This is a genomic window from Streptomyces sp. NPDC002520 (assembly GCF_053595235.1).
Window position 1 is genome coordinate 88,649 of the sequence record NZ_JBSFXG010000031.1, and the last position, 16,293, is coordinate 104,941.

Annotated in this window: 16 protein-coding genes; 8 read left to right on the plus strand and 8 right to left on the minus strand. The window is 73.6% G+C overall.

What is annotated here, in order from left to right:
* Nucleotides 1-142 precede the first annotated feature (142 nt).
* Complete coding sequence (locus ACWD5D_RS33075) at nucleotides 143-394, plus strand: hypothetical protein (protein ID WP_451376475.1); 252 nt, start codon at nucleotides 143-145, stop codon at nucleotides 392-394.
* On the opposite strand, the gene ACWD5D_RS33080 is transcribed toward ACWD5D_RS33075, so the two are convergent.
* Both ACWD5D_RS33080 and ACWD5D_RS33085 read right to left on the minus strand, forming a co-directional pair.
* The gene (locus tag ACWD5D_RS33080) at nucleotides 370-987 is read right to left on the minus strand and encodes an HAD family hydrolase (protein WP_451376476.1); all 618 of its coding nucleotides are present in this window, start codon (nucleotides 985-987) and stop codon (nucleotides 370-372) included. The two genes, ACWD5D_RS33075 and ACWD5D_RS33080, sit on opposite strands and share 25 nt — an antisense overlap.
* A 316-nt stretch (nucleotides 988-1,303) precedes the next feature.
* A complete protein-coding gene (locus ACWD5D_RS33085; RefSeq protein ID WP_451376477.1) occupies nucleotides 1,304-2,380 on the minus strand; it encodes a hypothetical protein in 1,077 nt (358 codons plus the stop codon).
* A gap of 145 nt (nucleotides 2,381-2,525) precedes the next feature.
* On the opposite strand from ACWD5D_RS33085, the gene ACWD5D_RS33090 reads away from it, so the two are divergent.
* Together ACWD5D_RS33090 and ACWD5D_RS33095 are read left to right on the plus strand one after the other, a co-directional pair.
* Nucleotides 2,526-5,069, plus strand: a complete 2,544-nt coding sequence (locus tag ACWD5D_RS33090; protein ID WP_451376478.1) for a helicase C-terminal domain-containing protein — start codon at nucleotides 2,526-2,528, stop codon at nucleotides 5,067-5,069.
* Nucleotides 5,070-5,180: 111 nt separating this feature from the next.
* A complete protein-coding gene (locus ACWD5D_RS33095) occupies nucleotides 5,181-6,824 on the plus strand; it encodes a DNA repair helicase XPB (RefSeq protein WP_451376479.1) in 1,644 nt (547 codons plus the stop codon).
* Here the strand turns inward: ACWD5D_RS33095 and ACWD5D_RS33100 are convergent.
* Both ACWD5D_RS33100 and ACWD5D_RS33105 read right to left on the minus strand, forming a co-directional pair.
* Nucleotides 6,782-7,906, minus strand: coding sequence for a glycosyltransferase 87 family protein (locus ACWD5D_RS33100; protein WP_451376493.1), 1,125 nt, complete (start codon nucleotides 7,904-7,906; stop codon nucleotides 6,782-6,784). The genes ACWD5D_RS33095 and ACWD5D_RS33100 overlap by 43 nt on opposite strands.
* 105 nt (nucleotides 7,907-8,011) lie before the next feature.
* A complete protein-coding gene (locus tag ACWD5D_RS33105; protein ID WP_451376480.1) occupies nucleotides 8,012-8,194 on the minus strand; it encodes a hypothetical protein in 183 nt (60 codons plus the stop codon).
* 380 nt (nucleotides 8,195-8,574) lie between these two features.
* On the opposite strand from ACWD5D_RS33105, the gene ACWD5D_RS33110 reads away from it, so the two are divergent.
* Complete coding sequence (locus ACWD5D_RS33110) at nucleotides 8,575-10,710, plus strand: HelD family protein (RefSeq protein WP_451376481.1); 2,136 nt, start codon at nucleotides 8,575-8,577, stop codon at nucleotides 10,708-10,710.
* A gap of 13 nt (nucleotides 10,711-10,723) precedes the next feature.
* On the opposite strand, the gene ACWD5D_RS33115 is transcribed toward ACWD5D_RS33110, so the two are convergent.
* Nucleotides 10,724-11,422: a copper homeostasis protein CutC gene (locus ACWD5D_RS33115; RefSeq protein WP_451376482.1), complete on the minus strand. Its 699-nt coding sequence runs from the start codon at nucleotides 11,420-11,422 to the stop codon at nucleotides 10,724-10,726.
* A gap of 96 nt (nucleotides 11,423-11,518) precedes the next feature.
* Complete coding sequence (locus ACWD5D_RS33120) at nucleotides 11,519-11,683, minus strand: hypothetical protein (protein ID WP_451376483.1); 165 nt, start codon at nucleotides 11,681-11,683, stop codon at nucleotides 11,519-11,521.
* 27 nt (nucleotides 11,684-11,710) lie between these two features.
* Between ACWD5D_RS33120 and ACWD5D_RS33125 the strand changes: the two genes are divergently transcribed.
* Together ACWD5D_RS33125 and ACWD5D_RS33130 are read left to right on the plus strand one after the other, a co-directional pair.
* The gene (locus tag ACWD5D_RS33125) at nucleotides 11,711-12,367 is read left to right on the plus strand and encodes an HD domain-containing protein (RefSeq protein WP_451376484.1); all 657 of its coding nucleotides are present in this window, start codon (nucleotides 11,711-11,713) and stop codon (nucleotides 12,365-12,367) included.
* Nucleotides 12,368-12,418: 51 nt separating this feature from the next.
* Nucleotides 12,419-13,498, plus strand: coding sequence for a GNAT family N-acetyltransferase (locus tag ACWD5D_RS33130; protein ID WP_451376494.1), 1,080 nt, complete (start codon nucleotides 12,419-12,421; stop codon nucleotides 13,496-13,498).
* Here ACWD5D_RS33130 and ACWD5D_RS33135 read toward each other — a convergent pair.
* Nucleotides 13,483-13,755, minus strand: coding sequence for a DUF4031 domain-containing protein (locus tag ACWD5D_RS33135; RefSeq protein WP_451376485.1), 273 nt, complete (start codon nucleotides 13,753-13,755; stop codon nucleotides 13,483-13,485). The genes ACWD5D_RS33130 and ACWD5D_RS33135 overlap by 16 nt on opposite strands.
* 7 nt (nucleotides 13,756-13,762) lie before the next feature.
* Nucleotides 13,763-14,146 (minus strand): hypothetical protein, encoded by a 384-nt coding sequence (locus tag ACWD5D_RS33140; protein WP_451376486.1) that lies wholly within the window; start codon nucleotides 14,144-14,146, stop codon nucleotides 13,763-13,765.
* A 55-nt stretch (nucleotides 14,147-14,201) separates the two neighbouring features.
* Here ACWD5D_RS33140 and ACWD5D_RS33145 point away from each other — a divergent pair, with 55 nt between their 5' ends.
* Together ACWD5D_RS33145 and murQ are read left to right on the plus strand one after the other, a co-directional pair.
* Entirely contained in the window at nucleotides 14,202-15,107 is a 906-nt protein-coding gene (locus ACWD5D_RS33145; RefSeq protein WP_451376487.1) for a MurR/RpiR family transcriptional regulator, read from the plus strand.
* Between the two features lie 106 nt (nucleotides 15,108-15,213).
* Nucleotides 15,214-16,137 (plus strand): N-acetylmuramic acid 6-phosphate etherase, encoded by a 924-nt coding sequence (gene murQ / locus ACWD5D_RS33150; protein WP_451376488.1) that lies wholly within the window; start codon nucleotides 15,214-15,216, stop codon nucleotides 16,135-16,137.
* Nucleotides 16,138-16,293 lie beyond the last annotated feature (156 nt).

Below are 16,293 nucleotides of genomic sequence, written 5' to 3' on the forward strand. Positions count from 1 at the left end.
TACTTCGGAAACGGCTCTTGATAGCACGAGAGCGGGTCGACCACGACCCGCCGATACCAAGCGCTGTCAAGGCTAATGCTCTTCGGGCGGGTGACAAGACGTCCCCCGGTCGTTCTCTCGGGCTGGGAACTACCCTGGTCCGGTGCGTGACAAAACCCAAACGAATTCCGCCGGGCCCGGTGACCGACTGATCCGCGCCGGAGTCATCGTCTTCTTCGTCGGGGCCGTGGCCACACTCGTCACAGTGGCCCCGCTGCTCCTCGGCGCGAAGCCTTTTCCGACCTACATGTTCGGTATGAGCATGCTCATGGCCGTCGGCTTCCTCGTCGCCGGTGCGGGTGTGCTGCGGTCGGTCGCGGCCGGCCGGCGTCAGGCGCGGGGCGCCACGCGGTAGCCCGCCAGCCAGGCCGGGAACGCGGAGAGGTCGTCGAGCACGACGTCCGCTCCGGCGGCGCGCAGTTCGTCTGCGTCGCACGGCCCCGTCACCACGGCGACCGAGAGCGCCCCCGCCATGCGCGCTCCGCGCACGTCGCCGACGTGGTCGCCGACGTACACGGCCGCGCCGTGCTCGCGCAGCGCCGCCGCCTTCTGCTCGGCCCACAGGTCGCCCACGACCACGTCGGGCTCGATGCCGAGGTGGTCCAGGTGCAGCTTCGCGTTCGGCTCGTACTTCGCCGTGACCACCATCGTCCGGCCACCGGCCTCACGCACGGCGCCCACCGCCTCCCGGGCGCCCTGCATGGCGGGGGTCGCGGCTATGGCGATCGACGGGTACATCTCCCGGTACAGGTCCGCCACCGCCGGGACCTCGTGCTCCGGGAACCAGTTCACCAACTCCTCCGCCAGCGGCGGCCCCAGCCGGGTCACCGCGAGATCGGCGTCGATGTACGTCCCCGTGCGCTCCGCCAACGCGAGGTAGCACGCTCTGATCCCCGGGCGAGAGTCAATGAGGGTCATGTCCAGATCGAAGCCGACGGTAAGGGTCATGCCCGCCATTGTGCCGGTTCCCTCCGGGGGCTCGGCCGACGGGGATGCGTGGAGGGGGGTGCCTGTGGAGTGCCGGGTGCGGGTGCGCGGGGGCTGGTCGCGCAGTTCCCCGCGCCCCTGGGGAGTTGCAGGACCGTCGGTCGCGAGGGACACCGGCGCCCCCAGGGAGTTGCGGGGCCGTCGGGCGCGATCGGCACCGGCGCCCCTGCGGCTCGCTTGGGCGCACCTGCCCAGGGGCGCGGGGAACTGCGCGAACGACCACGACGGACCCGCACCCGGGAGACGAACAGGAACCCCAACGGCGGGGCCCCATCGGTTACTTCTTTCGCTGGGAGCGCCACAAGAGGAACAGTGCCGACGCCACCGCCGCTCCCCGGACCACCCACGGCCACGTCTCAGCGAGAGCGTCACTCATGTGGCCCTGCGCGATCGGGGCGCCCCAGCGGCCGCTGTCGCGGCCCCACAGCCAGAGGAAGCCGGAGGCGACGGAGAGGCCGGGGATGACCATGACGGCCCACTTGGACTCGGCGGGGGACAGCCGGCGGGAGCCGTACGCGATCAGCCAGCCGAGGATCAGCGCGAACCAGTTGCCGAGCACGGCACCGACGACCAGCGCGGCGGCGGCCAGCAGCAGGAGGGGGTTGGTCCAGCCGGCCGCGGGGCGGGGCAGCAGAAGGCGGGCACGGCGGGGGGCGGCGGGGTCGGGGGCCGCCCGCTTCGCCGCACCGGGCTCCGGTTCCGCCTCCTTCTCCTTCTCGGCCGCCTTCTCCTCCTCCGTCGGTGGACGCTTGAGCAGGTCCGGGATCTCCACACCGCCGACGAACCCCGGCACATGGTCGCCGCCCGCCGAACCGAACGGGCTGTTCTCCACCCGCCACCAGTCGGGCTCGGTGACGCTGTCCCCGAGTTCGTGCGCCGGGGCGAGATGCGGCGGGGACGCGCCGCCGGCCGGGGCGGGCGGCGCCGGCTCGGCGGGGCGGGGACGCGGGACCACCCTGCGCAGCCCCTTGCGCTTCTCCCCCAGATCAGCCTCCGAATCCGACTCCGCCGCGGACATCGACCCGGACTTCCGCGCCGCTTTCGGCTCCCGCTCTCGCGGCACCGGCTGCGCAGGCACCGCGGCGGACGGCGGCTGAGGCACCCGCGTGGCACCGGTGCCGCCGGCTGAGCCACCCGCGGCCTCCACCACCTCGTCCGGGGAGCCCAGGCGGTCCAGGATGCGGCGGACGGCGGCGGGACTGTCCACGGTCGCCTTGGCCCGGTGCCGGTCGATCTCGTTCCGCAGCTCCGACACCAGCCGCATCCGCGTGGCCGACGGCAACTGCCGCTGCTGAGCGATGTCCCCGACACGGCTCAGATACTCGTAGACGACCTGGTCGCTTTCGATCCCCAACGGAACCCCTCCGGGGCGACGGCGGCACAACCCCGTGAGGAAGGTAGCGCAGTCCGGCGCCGCCGAACCGCGCGCGGCGAGTGCGGCGCGGGTGAAGGGTGCGCGGGCGCAGCCCTCGCGGACGGCAACCGCTAACGTGAGTCAGATGAGCACCGAGGAGAAGCCGGCGGCCCCCCGGTCCCTCGCGGAAGCACTCCGCGCACGGGACGACGCCTCGCTGGCCGCGCTCCTGCGCAGCCGACCCGATCTCATCACCCCGGTCCCCACCGACCTCACCCAACTGGCCACCCGGGCCGGCACCCGCGCCTCCGTCCTGCGCGCCCTGGAACGGCTGGACCGGTTCGCCCTGCAGACGGCGGAGACCCTGGCCGTCGCCCCGGACCCGGCGTCGTACGACACCGTGCTCGGCCTGCTGGCCGGGGACGCCCGGGACGAGACCGTCACCGCCGCGCTGCCCCGCGCCGTCGCCACCCTGCGCGAACAGGCGCTGGTGTGGGGCGACGACGACCGGCTGCGGCTGGTGCGCACCGCACGCGAACTGCTCGCGCCGTCCCCGCAGCACCCCTCCCCGACCGGCCTGGGACCGAGCGTGCAGGAGGCCACCTCGGGCATGTCCCCGGGACGGATGCAGGAGATCGTCGCCACCGCCGGGCTGCCCTCGACCCACGACTCGGTCTCCGCCGTGGCCGCGCTCACCGGGCTGTTCACCGACCGCAAGCGGATGGCGGCCCTGCTCGCCAAGGCCCCGGAGGCCTCCCGGGAGGTGCTGTCCCGGCTGGTGTGGGGGCCGCCGTACGGGCAGGTCACCGCGGAACCGGCGGCCCATCTGCGCTGGCTGCTGGACCGCGGCCTGCTGCTGCCGACCGCGCCGGGCACCGTCGTCCTGCCCCGCGAGGTCGCCCTGCACCTGCGCGAGGGCCGCGCGCACCGGACGCCCGAGCCGCTGCCGCCCGCCGTCGAGCCGGCCGCGGTGCACGGGGCGCGGATGGTGGACGCGACGGCGGCCGGGCAGGCCTACACCGCCCTCGCCACCGTCGAGGAGCTGCTGAAGGACTGGGACGAGGGCGGGCCGGCCGTGCTGCGGGCCGGCGGCCTGAGCGTGCGGGACCTGAAGCGGACCGCCGTCGCCCTGGACGTGTCCGAACCGGTCGCCGCGTTCTGGGTCGAGCTGGCCTACGCGGCCGGCCTGCTCGCCTCCGACGGCGAGGCCGACGAGCGGTACGCGGCGACCCCCGCCTACGACGCGTGGCTGGAGCGGCCCGCCGCCGAACGCTGGGGCCACCTCGTCGAGGCCTGGCTGACGGCCACCCGCACTTCGGGGGTGGTCGGTGGGCGGGACGCGAAGGACCGCTCGCTGTCCGCGCTGGGCCCGGGACTCGACCGGTCGGCCGCGCCGGAGGTCCGGCGCCGGGTGCTGACCCTGCTCGCGGGGCTCCCGGCGGGCGCCGCGCCCACGGCCGAGTCGGTGCTGGCCCGGCTGCGCTGGGAGCGGCCGCTGCGCGGCCCGCGGCCCGAGGGCGAGGAGGATCTGCGCTCGCGTCTGGCCCGCTGGACCCTGTCGGAGGCGGAGCTGCTGGGTGTCACCGGGCGCGGGGCGCTGTCCGCGCAGGGCAGGGAGCTGCTGGGCGCCCCCGCACCCGCACCGGCCCCCGCCGACACCCCGCCGCCCTCCGGTCCCGGCGACAAGCTGCCCGTCCACCATCACCACCACCCCGCCCCCGTGGAACCCCTCGCGCCCGCCGCACAGGCCACGGCCACCGCCGCGGCGGTGCGGCTGCTGGCTCCGCTGCTGCCCGCGCCCCTGGACCACGTCCTCCTCCAGGCCGACCTGACCGCGGTCGCCCCCGGCCCGCTGCAACGGCCGCTCGCGGAGATGCTCGGGGTGCTCGCGGACGTCGAGTCCAAGGGCGGCGCGACCGTGTACCGCTTCACACCGGCTTCCGTCCGGCGTGCCCTGGACGCCGGCCGGACCGCCGCCGACCTGCACGCCTTCCTCACCTCGCACTCCCGCACCCCGGTCCCGCAGCCGCTCGCCTATCTGATCGACGACGTGGCCCGTAAGCACGGCCATCTGCGGGTCGGCGCCGCCTCGGCGTACGTGCGCTGCGACGACGACGCCCTGCTGAACGAGATCCTCGCCGACAAGCGCGCGGCCGCTCTGCGCCTGCGCCGCCTCGCCCCGACGGTGCTGGCCGCCCAGGCCGACCCGGGCACCCTGCTGGAGGGCCTGCGCGCGATGGGTTACGCGCCGGCCGCGGAGTCCGCCGAGGGCGACGTCCTGATCACCCGCCCCGACGCCCACCGCACCCTGCCGCGCACCGCACCCGAGCCGGTGCCGGACGGCCCGCCGCCGCCCGACGCCACGCTTCTCGCCGCCGCGATCCGCGCGATCCGGGCCGGCGACCTGGCCGCCACCACCCCGCGCAAGTCCGCCGGCACCGCGCCGGCCGGCGGCGAGCTGCCCCGCACCAGTTCCGCCGAGACCCTGGCCACCGTGCAGACCGCCGTCCTGACCGGCGAGTCCCTGTGGGTCGGCTACGTCAACGCCGAGGGCTCCGCCAGCCAGCGCGTCATCGCCCCGATCCGCGTCGAGGGCGGCTTCGTGACGGCGTACGACCACACCGCCGACGAGGTGCGCACCTACCCCCTGCACCGGATCACCGGAGTCGCCGAACTGGCGGAGGGCTAGCCGGACCCGCATGGCCCGTCGGTCACGGCCCGGCCGGCTGTCGCGCCCCGCCCTGATCATCCGCCGGTGGGGCACACTGGATGTTTGGCCGTGCGGAAGGGAAGTACGTAGGTGAACGGACCGCTGATCGTCCAATCCGACAAGACTCTGCTGCTCGAGGTGGACCACGAGCAGGCGGACGACTGCCGTCGGGCCATCGCGCCCTTCGCCGAGCTGGAGCGGGCGCCCGAGCACATCCACACCTACCGGGTCACCCCGCTCGGCCTGTGGAACGCGCGGGCGGCGGGGCACGACGCCGAGCAGGTCGTCGACGCGCTGGTGCAGTACAGCCGGTATCCGGTGCCGCACGCGCTGCTGGTCGACATCGCCGAGACGATGGACCGCTACGGGCGGCTGACCCTCAGCAAGCACCCGGCGCACGGGCTCGTCCTCACCACCACCGACCGGCCCGTGCTGGAGGAGGTGCTGAAGTCCAAGCGGATCGCCCCGCTGGTCGGGGCGCGCATCGACCAGGACACCGTGGTCGTGCACCCCTCCGAGCGCGGGCAGATCAAGCAGACCCTGCTGAAGCTGGGCTGGCCGGCCGAGGACCTCGCCGGGTACGTGGACGGCGAGGCGCACCCGATCGAGCTGCTCGAGGACGGCTGGACGCTGCGCCCGTACCAGAAGCAGGCCGTCGAGAACTTCTGGCACGGCGGCAGCGGTGTCGTCGTCCTGCCGTGCGGTGCGGGCAAGACGCTGGTCGGCGCCGGGTCCATGGCGCAGGCCAAGTCCACCACCCTGATCCTCGTCACCAACACCGTCTCGGCCCGGCAGTGGAAGCACGAGCTGGTGAAGCGGACCTCGCTGACCGAGGACGAGATCGGCGAGTACAGCGGCACGCGGAAGGAGATCCGCCCGGTCACGATCGCCACCTACCAGGTGCTGACGACCAGGCGGAAGGGCGTCTACCCGCACCTCGAACTCTTCGACTCCCGGGACTGGGGCCTGATCGTCTACGACGAGGTGCACCTGCTGCCGGCCCCCGTCTTCAAGTTCACGGCCGATCTCCAGGCGCGGCGCCGGCTGGGGCTGACCGCGACCCTGGTTCGCGAGGACGGCCGCGAGTCGGACGTGTTCTCGCTGATCGGGCCGAAGCGGTTCGACGCGCCCTGGAAGGAGATCGAGGCGCAGGGCTACATCGCGCCCGCGGACTGCGTCGAGGTCCGCGTCAACCTCACGGACTCCGAGCGGCTGGCGTACGCCACCGCCGAGACGGAGGAGAAGTACCGCTTCTGCGCCACCACCGACACCAAGCGGAAGGTCACGGAGGCGATCGTCCGCCGGTTCGCGGGGCAGCAGATCCTGGTCATCGGCCAGTACATCGACCAGCTGGACGAGCTGGGCGAGCATCTGAACGCCCCCGTCATCAAGGGCGAGACCTCCAACGCCCAGCGCGAGAAGCTCTTCGACGCCTTCCGCGAGGGCGAGATCAGCGTGCTGGTCGTCTCCAAGGTCGCCAACTTCTCCATCGACCTGCCCGAGGCCACGGTCGCCGTCCAGGTCTCCGGCACCTTCGGCTCCCGCCAGGAGGAGGCCCAGCGCCTCGGCCGCGTGCTGCGCCCGAAGGCCGACGGCCACCAGGCCCACTTCTACTCGGTCGTCGCCCGCGACACCATCGACCAGGACTTCGCCGCGCACCGTCAGCGCTTCCTGGCCGAGCAGGGCTACGCCTACCGGATCGTGGACGCGGACGAGATCCTCGCCGAGGGCTGAGCGGTCCTCTTGGAGAGCCGGGCGGCGAAGGCCGCGCCGAGCAGGGCCAGGCCCAGCAGCGGGTAGGGCGCCGCCAGGGGCTGCTCCCACCAGGGCAGCCGCAGGTCCCGGTCGCCCGCGTGCGGGACCAGCCACAGGGTGCGGGCGGTGAAGAGGACCGCCGTCAGGACCGCGAGGCGGACGCGGCCCTCGGCCAGAAGCACGGCGAGCAGCGGCACGCACCACACCCAGTGGTGGGACCAGCTGATCGGGGAGATCAGCAGGGCGGTGAGGGCGGCCAGGAGGACGCCGTACCGTTCCTCGCGGGCGCCCACGCGGACCGCCAGCCACAGGCCCGCCGTGCCCACGGCCGCCGCCGGCAACGCCCAGGCGAGGCCCGGTGACGGGTCGTGCAGCGCACGGGCGATCATGCCCTGCAGGGACTGGTTGTCCACGATCCATGCCTTGCCCACCCTTCCGGTGTCGTAGAGGCGTCGGGTCCAGAACTCGGCGCTGGCGGAGGGCAGCAGCACGGCGCCGAGCAGGACCGTGCCGATGAAGGCGGCCGTCGCGGTGGCCGCCTCCCTTCCGCGTCCGCGCAGGAACAGGTAGGCGATGAAGACCGCCGGCGTGAGCTTGATCCCCGTCGCCAGGCCGAGGGCCAGGCCCGTGGCGCGGCCCATCGCCGGATCTGTCGCGCGGGTGCGGGGCGGCCGGGTCAGGTCCCACAGGACCAGGCAGGTGACGGCGAGATTGATCTGGCCGAACAGGAGCGTCTGGAAGACCGGCTCGAGCCAGACGGCGAGGGCCGTGGCCGTGCAGAGGACGGGCAGGGGGAGGGGCGCGGGGAGGGGGAGGGGCGGGGCGGCGCGGGAGGCCAGGCGCGCGGAGAGGGCGACGAGGCCGGTGAGCAGGAGTGCGTTGACCGCGAGGAACGCCGCTTTCAGGGCCGGGACCGGGATCCAGGTCGTGGGAACGAACAAAGCCGCCGCGAAGGGCGGGTAGGTCGCCGGCAGTCGCCACTCGGTGACCGTGAAGCCGTACAGGTCGTCGCCGTGGGACACCGCGGTGCCCTCGGCCCGGTAGACCAGCAGGTCGGCCATCGGGGCCCGCTGCAGCACGCACAGGGCGGCGAAGGAACAGAGGGAGACCGCGAGGAAGAGGAGGGACACCACCGACCGTTTCGGCACGGAGACGACCCTATGCGGTCACTTGTGATGTATGCCCGCCTCCTCGCCGTACTCGCCGAGGATCACGACACCGAACGCGGCTTCCGCGTAGACCTTGATCGCACGCAGGGCGTTGCCCAGCGGGTGGTGCCGAGGGCCGTCCATGGCCGTGGCACCGGTCGGTGGTCGGGATGGGGCTGGAGAGATGGTTGCTGCGCTCATGTCTCCATAGTGGAACTTCGCGCATCGATCCGGCATCGGTCTCCGGGTCCAATCCCGGAGGCCTCCTCGTAGCCCCCCGGGTGGACGCCGCCCCTACGCCGGACGGGTTCCGTCCCCTAGGGGCCGGAAGGACGCGGAAAGGCGCGGAAAGCCCCGGGGGGCGGGCAAAGACGCGGGCGGGGAAATCCGGGGTGGAAAAGGCGGCAGGAAAATCCATTGGCCCTGTGACCGTCGCCCGCCTAGAATCTCCGCTCTTGCCCGCCTCCCTCGCGGAGTGCCGTCGTCCGGCCGGAAACCGGGCGGCACGCGTCGTACCGGAAACGGACGGCGCTCGTCGTAGCCGCGTATCGCACGTATCAGGCCCACCCGGAGGCACTCCCTTGTCCACGCCCGCCCGCGACCCCCTCGGCGACCCTCTCGGCGACCCACTCGACGTCCCCGCGAGCGACCCCCTCGGCGACCGATCCGACGCCCCCGTGAGCGACCCGCTCGCGCGAGAGCGCTCCCACCTCGCCGGCTCCCGCGCCGCCCTGCGCGCGATGCGCGAGGACGTCGAGGCGCTGGACATCAAGGACGTCACCGCGAACTGGGTCAACGCCGCCGCGCTCGCCCACCAGATCGACGAGCGCATCAAGGCGCTGGCCGACCTCAGCGACACCCCCCTCTTCTTCGGGCGGCTCGACTACCTGCACGCCCCGGGCGCCGAGCGGGCCGAAGGGGCCGAGGGCGAGCAGTTCTACATCGGGCGACGGCACGTGCACGACGCGGACGGCGACCCCATGGTCATCGACTGGCGCGCCCCGGTCTCCCAGCCGTTCTACCGGGCCTCGAAGAAGGACCCGATGGACGTCGGGCTGCGCCGCCGGTTCGGCTACACCGGCGGAGACCTGACCGCGTACGAGGACGAGCACCTCTCCGACCCCGCTGACTCGTCGGGGGCGGCGGCCACGAGCAAGCTGCTCCAGCAGGAGATCGAGCGGCCGCGCGTCGGCCCCATGCGGGACATCGTCGCCACCATCCAGCCCGAGCAGGACGAGATCGTCCGCTCCGGGCTCTCCGGCACGGTCTGCGTCCAGGGAGGCCCCGGCACCGGCAAGACCGCCGTAGGCCTGCACCGGGTCGCCTATCTGCTGTACGCCCACCGGGAACGGCTCGCCCGCACCGGCACGCTCGTCATCGGGCCGAACCGGTCCTTCCTCCACTACATCGAGCAGGTCCTCCCTGCGCTCGGCGAGTTGAGCGTGCGGCAGGCGACGGTGGACGACCTGGTCGCCCACGTGGAGGCGCGCGGCGCGGACGACGCGGCCGCCGCGATCGTCAAGGGCGACGCCCGGATGGCCGAGGTGCTGCGCCGGGCCCTGTACTCCCACGTGGCCCCGCCCACCGAGCCGGTCGTCGTGGTGCGCGGCTCGCGGCGCTGGCGAGTGCCCGCTTACGAACTGGAGGAGCTCGTCAGCGAGTTGCTGGAGCGGGACATCCGTTACGGCGCCGCCCGCGAGGCCCTGCCGCAGCGGATCGCGCACGCGGTGCTGGTGCAGATGGAGCGGGCGGGCGAGGCGCCGGACGACCGCGTGCAGGACGCCGTCGCCCGCAACACCGCGGTGAAGGCGGCCGTCAAGGTGTGCTGGCCGGCGGTCGACCCGGCGAAGCTGGTGCTGCGGCTGCTGACCGACGCGGACTTCCTCGCCGAGCACGCCGGAGGGATCCTGGACGAGGACGAGCAGAAGACGATCCTGTGGGCGAAGCCCGTGCGCAGCGTGAAGTCGGCCAAGTGGTCGGCGGCGGACGCGGTGCTGATCGACGAGGCGGCCGACCTGATCCAGCGCACGCACTCGCTCGGCCATGTCGTCCTGGACGAGGCTCAGGACCTGTCCCCCATGCAGTACCGGGCCGTCGGCCGCCGCTGCACCACCGGAAGCGCCACCGTCCTCGGCGACCTCGCGCAGGGCACCACGCCCTGGGCGACGCGGAGTTGGGACGAGGCGCTGGCCCATCTCGGCAAGCGCGACGGGGTCGTCGAGGAGCTGACGGCCGGTTTCCGCGTCCCCACGGACGTGATCACGTACGCCTCCCGTCTCCTCCCCCACATCGCACCCGGCCTCACCCCGGTCGCCTCCGTCCGTGAGAACCCCGGCTTCTTCGACGTCCGTACCGCGACACAGACGGCCGAAGTGATCGCCGCCTGCGAGGAGTTGCTGGACAACGAGGGCTCGACCGGTCTGATCGCGGCCGACGCGCGCATTCCGGCCCTCACCGAGGCGCTGACCGCGGCCGGGATCCCCTACCTGGCCCCGGGCGAGGAGACCACCCGCGAGACCCGGCTGACCCTGGTCCCGGCCTCCCTCGCCAAGGGTCTGGAGTACGACTACGTGGTCCTGGACGAGCCGCAGGCGGTGGTCGACGGCGAACCCGACGAACGGACGGGCCTGCGCCGCCTGTACGTCGCCCTGACCCGAGCGGTGTCGGGCCTGATCGTCACGCACGCGGCGCCGTTGCCCGCGCAGCTCGCGCGGTAAGGCGCGGCGGGCTCTACTCTGTCCCGCCGTCCAGTACCGCCCGCCACCGCGCGACCGCCTCCGCCGAGACCGGCCCCTCCCAGCCCCCGGGCCGGGCCGCGCCGCCGATGTGGAAGGCGTCGATGCCGGCGCGGCGCAGGGCGGGGACGTGGTCGAGGCGGAGGCCGCCGCCGACCAGCAGCGTCTGGCCGTAGCCGGGCTCGCCCCGGCGGCCCGCCTCGGCGGCCAGGGTGCACAGGCCCTCGTCCACACCGGTGGCGGAGCCGGCGGTCAGGTAGGTGTCCAGGCCGGGCAGGTCGGCCAGCTGCTTGCGCAGGGCGTCGCGGTCGGCGGCCCGGTCGATCGCCCGGTGGAAGGTCCAGCGGCAGCCGCCGAGCGCGCCGACGACGTGCTCCACCGCGGCCAGGTCGACACCCCCATGGGCGTCGAGGAACCCGAGCACGAACTGGTCCGCGCCCGCGCCCCGCAGCTCGCCGGCGACCTCCACCAGCCGCTCCACGTCACCGGCCGCGAATCCGTCCGCCAGCCGCAGCATCACGCGCAGGTCGATGTCGACGGCGGCCCGGATCGCGGCGACCGTCGCGGGCGCCGGGGTGAGCCCGTCGGCCGCCATCTCGGTGACCAGCTCCAGGCGGTCCGCGCCTCCGGCCTGGGCGGCGACCGCGTCCTCGGCGTCGAGGGCGATCACCTCCAGGACTGCACGCTTGCTCATGGCACCCCATTCGTCGGCATTCATCGGCATTCGTCGGCGACTACAGGTCTAGTCCAATTTTAGAGTACGCCCGCACCCCGCCCGCCCGGGTCCCACTCACCCGAAGATGCTCAGCTCTCCCTCCGTCACCCCCGCCGGCTCATGCCCGTCCCCGTTCAGCGGCCGTCCGGCGTGGAGCCGTACGAGCGTGGCGGCGTCGCCGATGTACCGGGCGGGCGGACCACCGGCCCGCACGGCGCCCGGCCGCGACGGCTCGTCCACCTCCGCCCGTCACGGAAGAATGGGCACATGCTGCAGCCCACGGCCGACCTCGACGCCCTGCGCCTCCGCTTCGCCCGCGCCCTGGAAGGCGCCCGCGCCCCGGGCGCCGGCCCCGACCCGGCCCCCTACGCCGAGAGCCTCCTCACCCGCTGGCAGGAACCGCAGCGCCGCTACCACACGCTGACCCACCTCACCGCGGTCCTCGACCACATCGACACCCTCGAGACGTACGCCGCCGACCCGGACGTCGTACGCCTGGCCGCCTGGTTCCACGACGCGGTCTACCTCCCCGAGCGCTCCGAGAACGAGGAACGCTCGGCCCACCTCGCCGAGCGCGCCCTGCCCGAGGCGGGCGTCCCGGCGGCCAGGACGGCCGAGGTCGCCCGCCTGGTCCGCCTCACCACCACCCACGCCCCCGCCGCCGACGACCCCGACGGCCAGGTCCTCTGCGACGCCGACCTGGCCATCCTCGCGTCGCCCCCCTCGGCGTACGCCGTCTACGCCGACGAGGTCCGCGCGGAGTACCACTTCGTCCCGAACGAGGCCTTCCGCGAAGGCCGATCCGCGATCCTGCGTCAACTCCTCGACCTGCCGGCCCTGTTCCGGACCCCCTACGGCCACAAACACTGGGAGGCGACGGCTCGCTACAACCTGGCCTCCGAGCTGGAAATGCTGTCGCCCTGAAGGGCCCGCACCCCTAGGGTTCGCTCCATGCGAGCGATAGACGGGGACCATGTGACCGAGGCCGTGGCGGGTTGTACGGCGATGCTGGGGGCCGTGACGGGCCGGGACTGGGGGGCGGTCAAGGCCGGCCGGCTGGACTGGGACTGCCGGACCACGGCGTTCCACATCGCGGAGGATCTCATCGCGTACGCCGCCAACCTGGCCGGGCGTGCGCGGGACGCGTACGTTCCGTTCGACATCACCCTCGACGACGGCTCCGACAACGCGGCCCTCGTGCACGTCATCGAGACGACCGGCGCGCTGCTCGCCGCGGCCGTGCGCACCGCGCCGCCCGGTGTCCGCGCCTTCCACCCGTACCCGTTCCGCAGCGCCGACCGCGAGGGCTTCGCGGCGATGGGGATCGCCGAGGTCCTGCTGCACACGCACGACATCGCCGAGGGGCTCGGGGTCGACCACACGCCGTCGGAGGAACTCGCCGAGGCCGTCCTGACCTGGCTCTTCCCGCACGTCCAGCCCGGCCCCGCGCCCTGGCCGACCCTGCTGTGGGCGACCGGCCGCGGCGAGCTGCCCGGCCGCGCCCCGGTCACCGAGTGGCGCTGGTCCAACAACCTGGTCCTCCCCGCCGAACGCTTCACCCTCACCGGGGTCCGCCCGGCCGCCGCCCGCGACCTGCGCCTGGGCGGCGACGGCGGCTTCACCTGGATCGAGGGCGGGCCGTACGAGGGGACGCGGGAGGCCGCCGGCTTCCTGGTGAAGGCCTACGAAGCGGGCGTGCACCGGCCCGAGTTCGGGGTCTTCGCCCTCGTCCGGCACGAGGACGGCCGGGCGATCGGCGGCATCGGCTTCCACGGCGCCCCGGACGACGAGCGCCGCGTGGAGATCGGCTACGACCTCGTCGAGGGCGCTCGCGGCCAGGGCTATGCCACCGAGGCCGTCCGCACCCTCACACAGTGGGCGCTGGCCCGGGACGACGTCGACACGGTGATCGCGACCGTCGAGTCGGCCAACCTCCCCTCGCAGCACGTCCTCGGCCGGGCGGGATTCACCCGGGCGACCGTGGAGGAGGAGCGCACGGCGCACGAGGAGCACGGCATGGAGGGCGGGCTCCGGCTCTTCTACCGCCGGGCCTGACTCCCCTTCCTTCTGCGCAGGCCGGCGGCCGTCAGCAGCCGCACCACCTCGCGGCTGCCGACCTCCACCGCACCGGCGGCCACCGCGTCCGCGTACCGGTGGGACGGGACGTCGTAGTGGTCGCGTTCGAAGGCCCGACGGGGCACCCCCAACCCCTCGGCGAACGCGTGCAGTTCGTCGTACGACACGTCGCTGACCAGGTGCGACCACATGCGCCCGTGGCCCGGCCAGGCGGGCGGGTCGATGTACACGGTCACGGGCGCCTCACGAGGACGACATCCCGCCGGCGGCCTGCCCGAGCCCGCCCACGGAGGCGACCTTCACGCCCGTCTTGTGGCACACCCAGTACGGGTCGGGGCCCAGCTCCGGTTCCACGTCCAGCGCGTGCGGGTCGCCGGAGCCGCACACCGGGCACAGCGGCCAGCGGCCGTACCGCTCCAGCAGGGCGTCCTGCACGTCCTGGGCGACGAGCCCGGCCACGTAGTCGACGCCCTCCGGCCACTGTTCGACCCACCAGCGCCGCTGCGAGAGGGAGTCCTCCACCAGGGAGACGACGTCGGCTTCGGCGACCTGTCCGGCGACCAGATCGGCGAGCACCAGGGCGCGGGCCGCGTGCAACGCCTGTTCAAGAGGGCTGATGGGATCCATGCCCCCATTGTGCGCACTCTTGACCACGACACCGAACCGAAAATATCTTTCACATGTGACCCAGGACGTGAAGGAAATTTTCGGCACGCCGGGCGGGTCGCTCGCCGCCAAGGTGCGCACCCTCGCCCCGTCCATGACCCGGTCCATGCAGCGCGTCGCCGAAGCCGTCGCGAACGACCCGGCCGGCTGCGCCGCCCTCACGGTCACCGGCCTCGCCGAGCTCACCGGCACCAGCGAGGCGACGGTCGTCCGCACCGCCCGCCTGCTCGGCTACCCCGGCTACCGCGATCTGCGCCTCGCCCTCGCGGGCCTCGCCGCCCGGCAGGAGTCGGGCCGCGCGCCCGCGATCACGACGGACATCGCGGTGGACGACCCGATCGCCGACGTCGTCACGAAGCTGGCCTACGAGGAGCAGCAGACGCTCGCGGACACGGCCGCCGGACTCGACACCGCCCAACTGGGCGCGGCCGTCGCCGCGCTGGCCGGAGCCCGCCGTACCGATGTGTACGGCATAGGGGCGTCCGGGCTCGTCGCCCAGGACCTCACCCAGAAGCTGCTCCGGATAGGCCTCATAGCCCACGCGCACAGCGATCCGCATCTCGCGGTGACCAACGCGGTGCAGCTCCGTTCGGGTGATGTGGCGATCGCGATCACGCACTCCGGGTCGACGGGGGACGTCATCGAACCGCTCCGGGTCGCCTTCGAGCACGGGGCCACGACCGTGGCCATCACGGGCCGGCCCGACTCGCCGGTCACCCAGTACGCCGACCACGTGCTGACCACGTCCACCTCACGGGAGACCGAGCTGCGCCCGGCCGCGATGTCCTCGCGGACCAGTCAACTGCTCGTGGTGGACTGCCTGTTCGTGGGAGTGGCGCAGCGGACGTACGAGACGGCCGCCCCCGCGCTGGCCGCTTCGTACGAGGCGCTGGCCCACCGGCACCGCACCAGCCCCAGGTGACGCCCGGCATCGCACCGACCTCCAGGTGACCACCGGCGTCGCACCGACCTCTCCAGGCGAGCGACAGCACGCGAACCGGTACCCGAACCCGAGAGAGCCGCCCCCCATGACCTCCCAAGACCTGCGCGACCAGTTGGCCTCCCTGACCACCGAGGCCTTCCGTCCCGAACTCGCCGACATCGACCGGCTGCCCACCCTCGACATCGCCCGCCTGATGAACGGCGAGGACGCGGGCGTGCCCGCCGCCGTCGCCGCCCAGCTCCCCCGGATCGCCGCCGCCGTCGACGCCGTCGCCGAGCGGATGGAGCGAGGCGGGCGCCTGATCTACGCCGGTGCGGGCACCGCCGGCCGGCTCGGTGTGCTGGACGCCTCCGAGTGTCCGCCCACGTTCAACACGGACCCCGGGCAGGTCGTCGGCCTGATCGCGGGCGGACGGGAGGCCATGGTGACCTCCGTGGAGGGCGCGGAGGACTCCGCGGAGCTGGCCCGCGCGGACCTCGACGTGCTCGGGCTCGGCCCGGACGACAGCGTCGTCGGCGTCTCCGCGTCCGGCCGCACCCCGTACGCCGTCGGCGCGGTCGAGCACGCCCGCGCCCTGGGCGCCCTGACCATCGGGCTGGCCTGCAACGAGCACAGCGCGCTCGCGGCCGCCGCCGAGCACGGCATCGAGGTCGTCGTCGGCCCCGAACTGCTCACCGGCTCCACCCGGCTGAAGGCGGGCACGGCCCAGAAGCTGGTCCTGAACATGCTGTCGACGATCACGATGATCCGGCTCGGCAAGACGTACGGGAACCTGATGGTCGACGTCCGCGCCTCCAACGAGAAACTGCGGGCCCGTTCGCGCCGCATCGTGGCCCTCGCCACCGGGGCGTCCGACGCGGAGATCGAGAGGGCGCTCACCGGGTCGGGCGGCGAGGTGAAGAACGCGATCCTGGCCATCCTCGCCGAGGTCGACGGCCCGACGGCCGCCCGCCTGCTGGAGGAGTCCGGCGGCCACCTGCGTGCCGCGCTGGCGGCCGCGGGCGACTGAGCCGCACACCCGGCGGGTGCACATCCGGCGGGTGCCCCGCGTCCCACTCCCGACCGAAACCGGGTCTTCGAACTTGAGCGGTGCGTCTCGTCAAGCACGCTGACTGTTCGTCACGTTGCGTGATGTGCAGGTGGGACTGGCCCCTGGATGCAAGAC

Excerpts from the sequence above, each read along its gene's own strand:
- ACWD5D_RS33080 (WP_451376476.1), bottom strand. The coding sequence starts at position 987 with ATGACCCTTACCGTCGGCTTCGATCTGGACATGACCCTCATTGACTCT.
- ACWD5D_RS33090 (WP_451376478.1), top strand. The coding sequence starts at position 2,526 with ATGAGCACCGAGGAGAAGCCGGCGGCCCCCCGGTCCCTCGCGGAAGCA.
- ACWD5D_RS33100 (WP_451376493.1), bottom strand. The coding sequence starts at position 7,906 with ATGGCCGACCTGCTGGTCTACCGGGCCGAGGGCACCGCGGTGTCCCAC.
- ACWD5D_RS33105 (WP_451376480.1), bottom strand. The coding sequence starts at position 8,194 with ATGAGCGCAGCAACCATCTCTCCAGCCCCATCCCGACCACCGACCGGT.
- ACWD5D_RS33115 (WP_451376482.1), bottom strand. The coding sequence starts at position 11,422 with ATGAGCAAGCGTGCAGTCCTGGAGGTGATCGCCCTCGACGCCGAGGAC.
- ACWD5D_RS33125 (WP_451376484.1), top strand. The coding sequence starts at position 11,711 with ATGCTGCAGCCCACGGCCGACCTCGACGCCCTGCGCCTCCGCTTCGCC.
- ACWD5D_RS33140 (WP_451376486.1), bottom strand. The coding sequence starts at position 14,146 with ATGGATCCCATCAGCCCTCTTGAACAGGCGTTGCACGCGGCCCGCGCC.
- murQ (WP_451376488.1), top strand. The coding sequence starts at position 15,214 with ATGACCTCCCAAGACCTGCGCGACCAGTTGGCCTCCCTGACCACCGAG.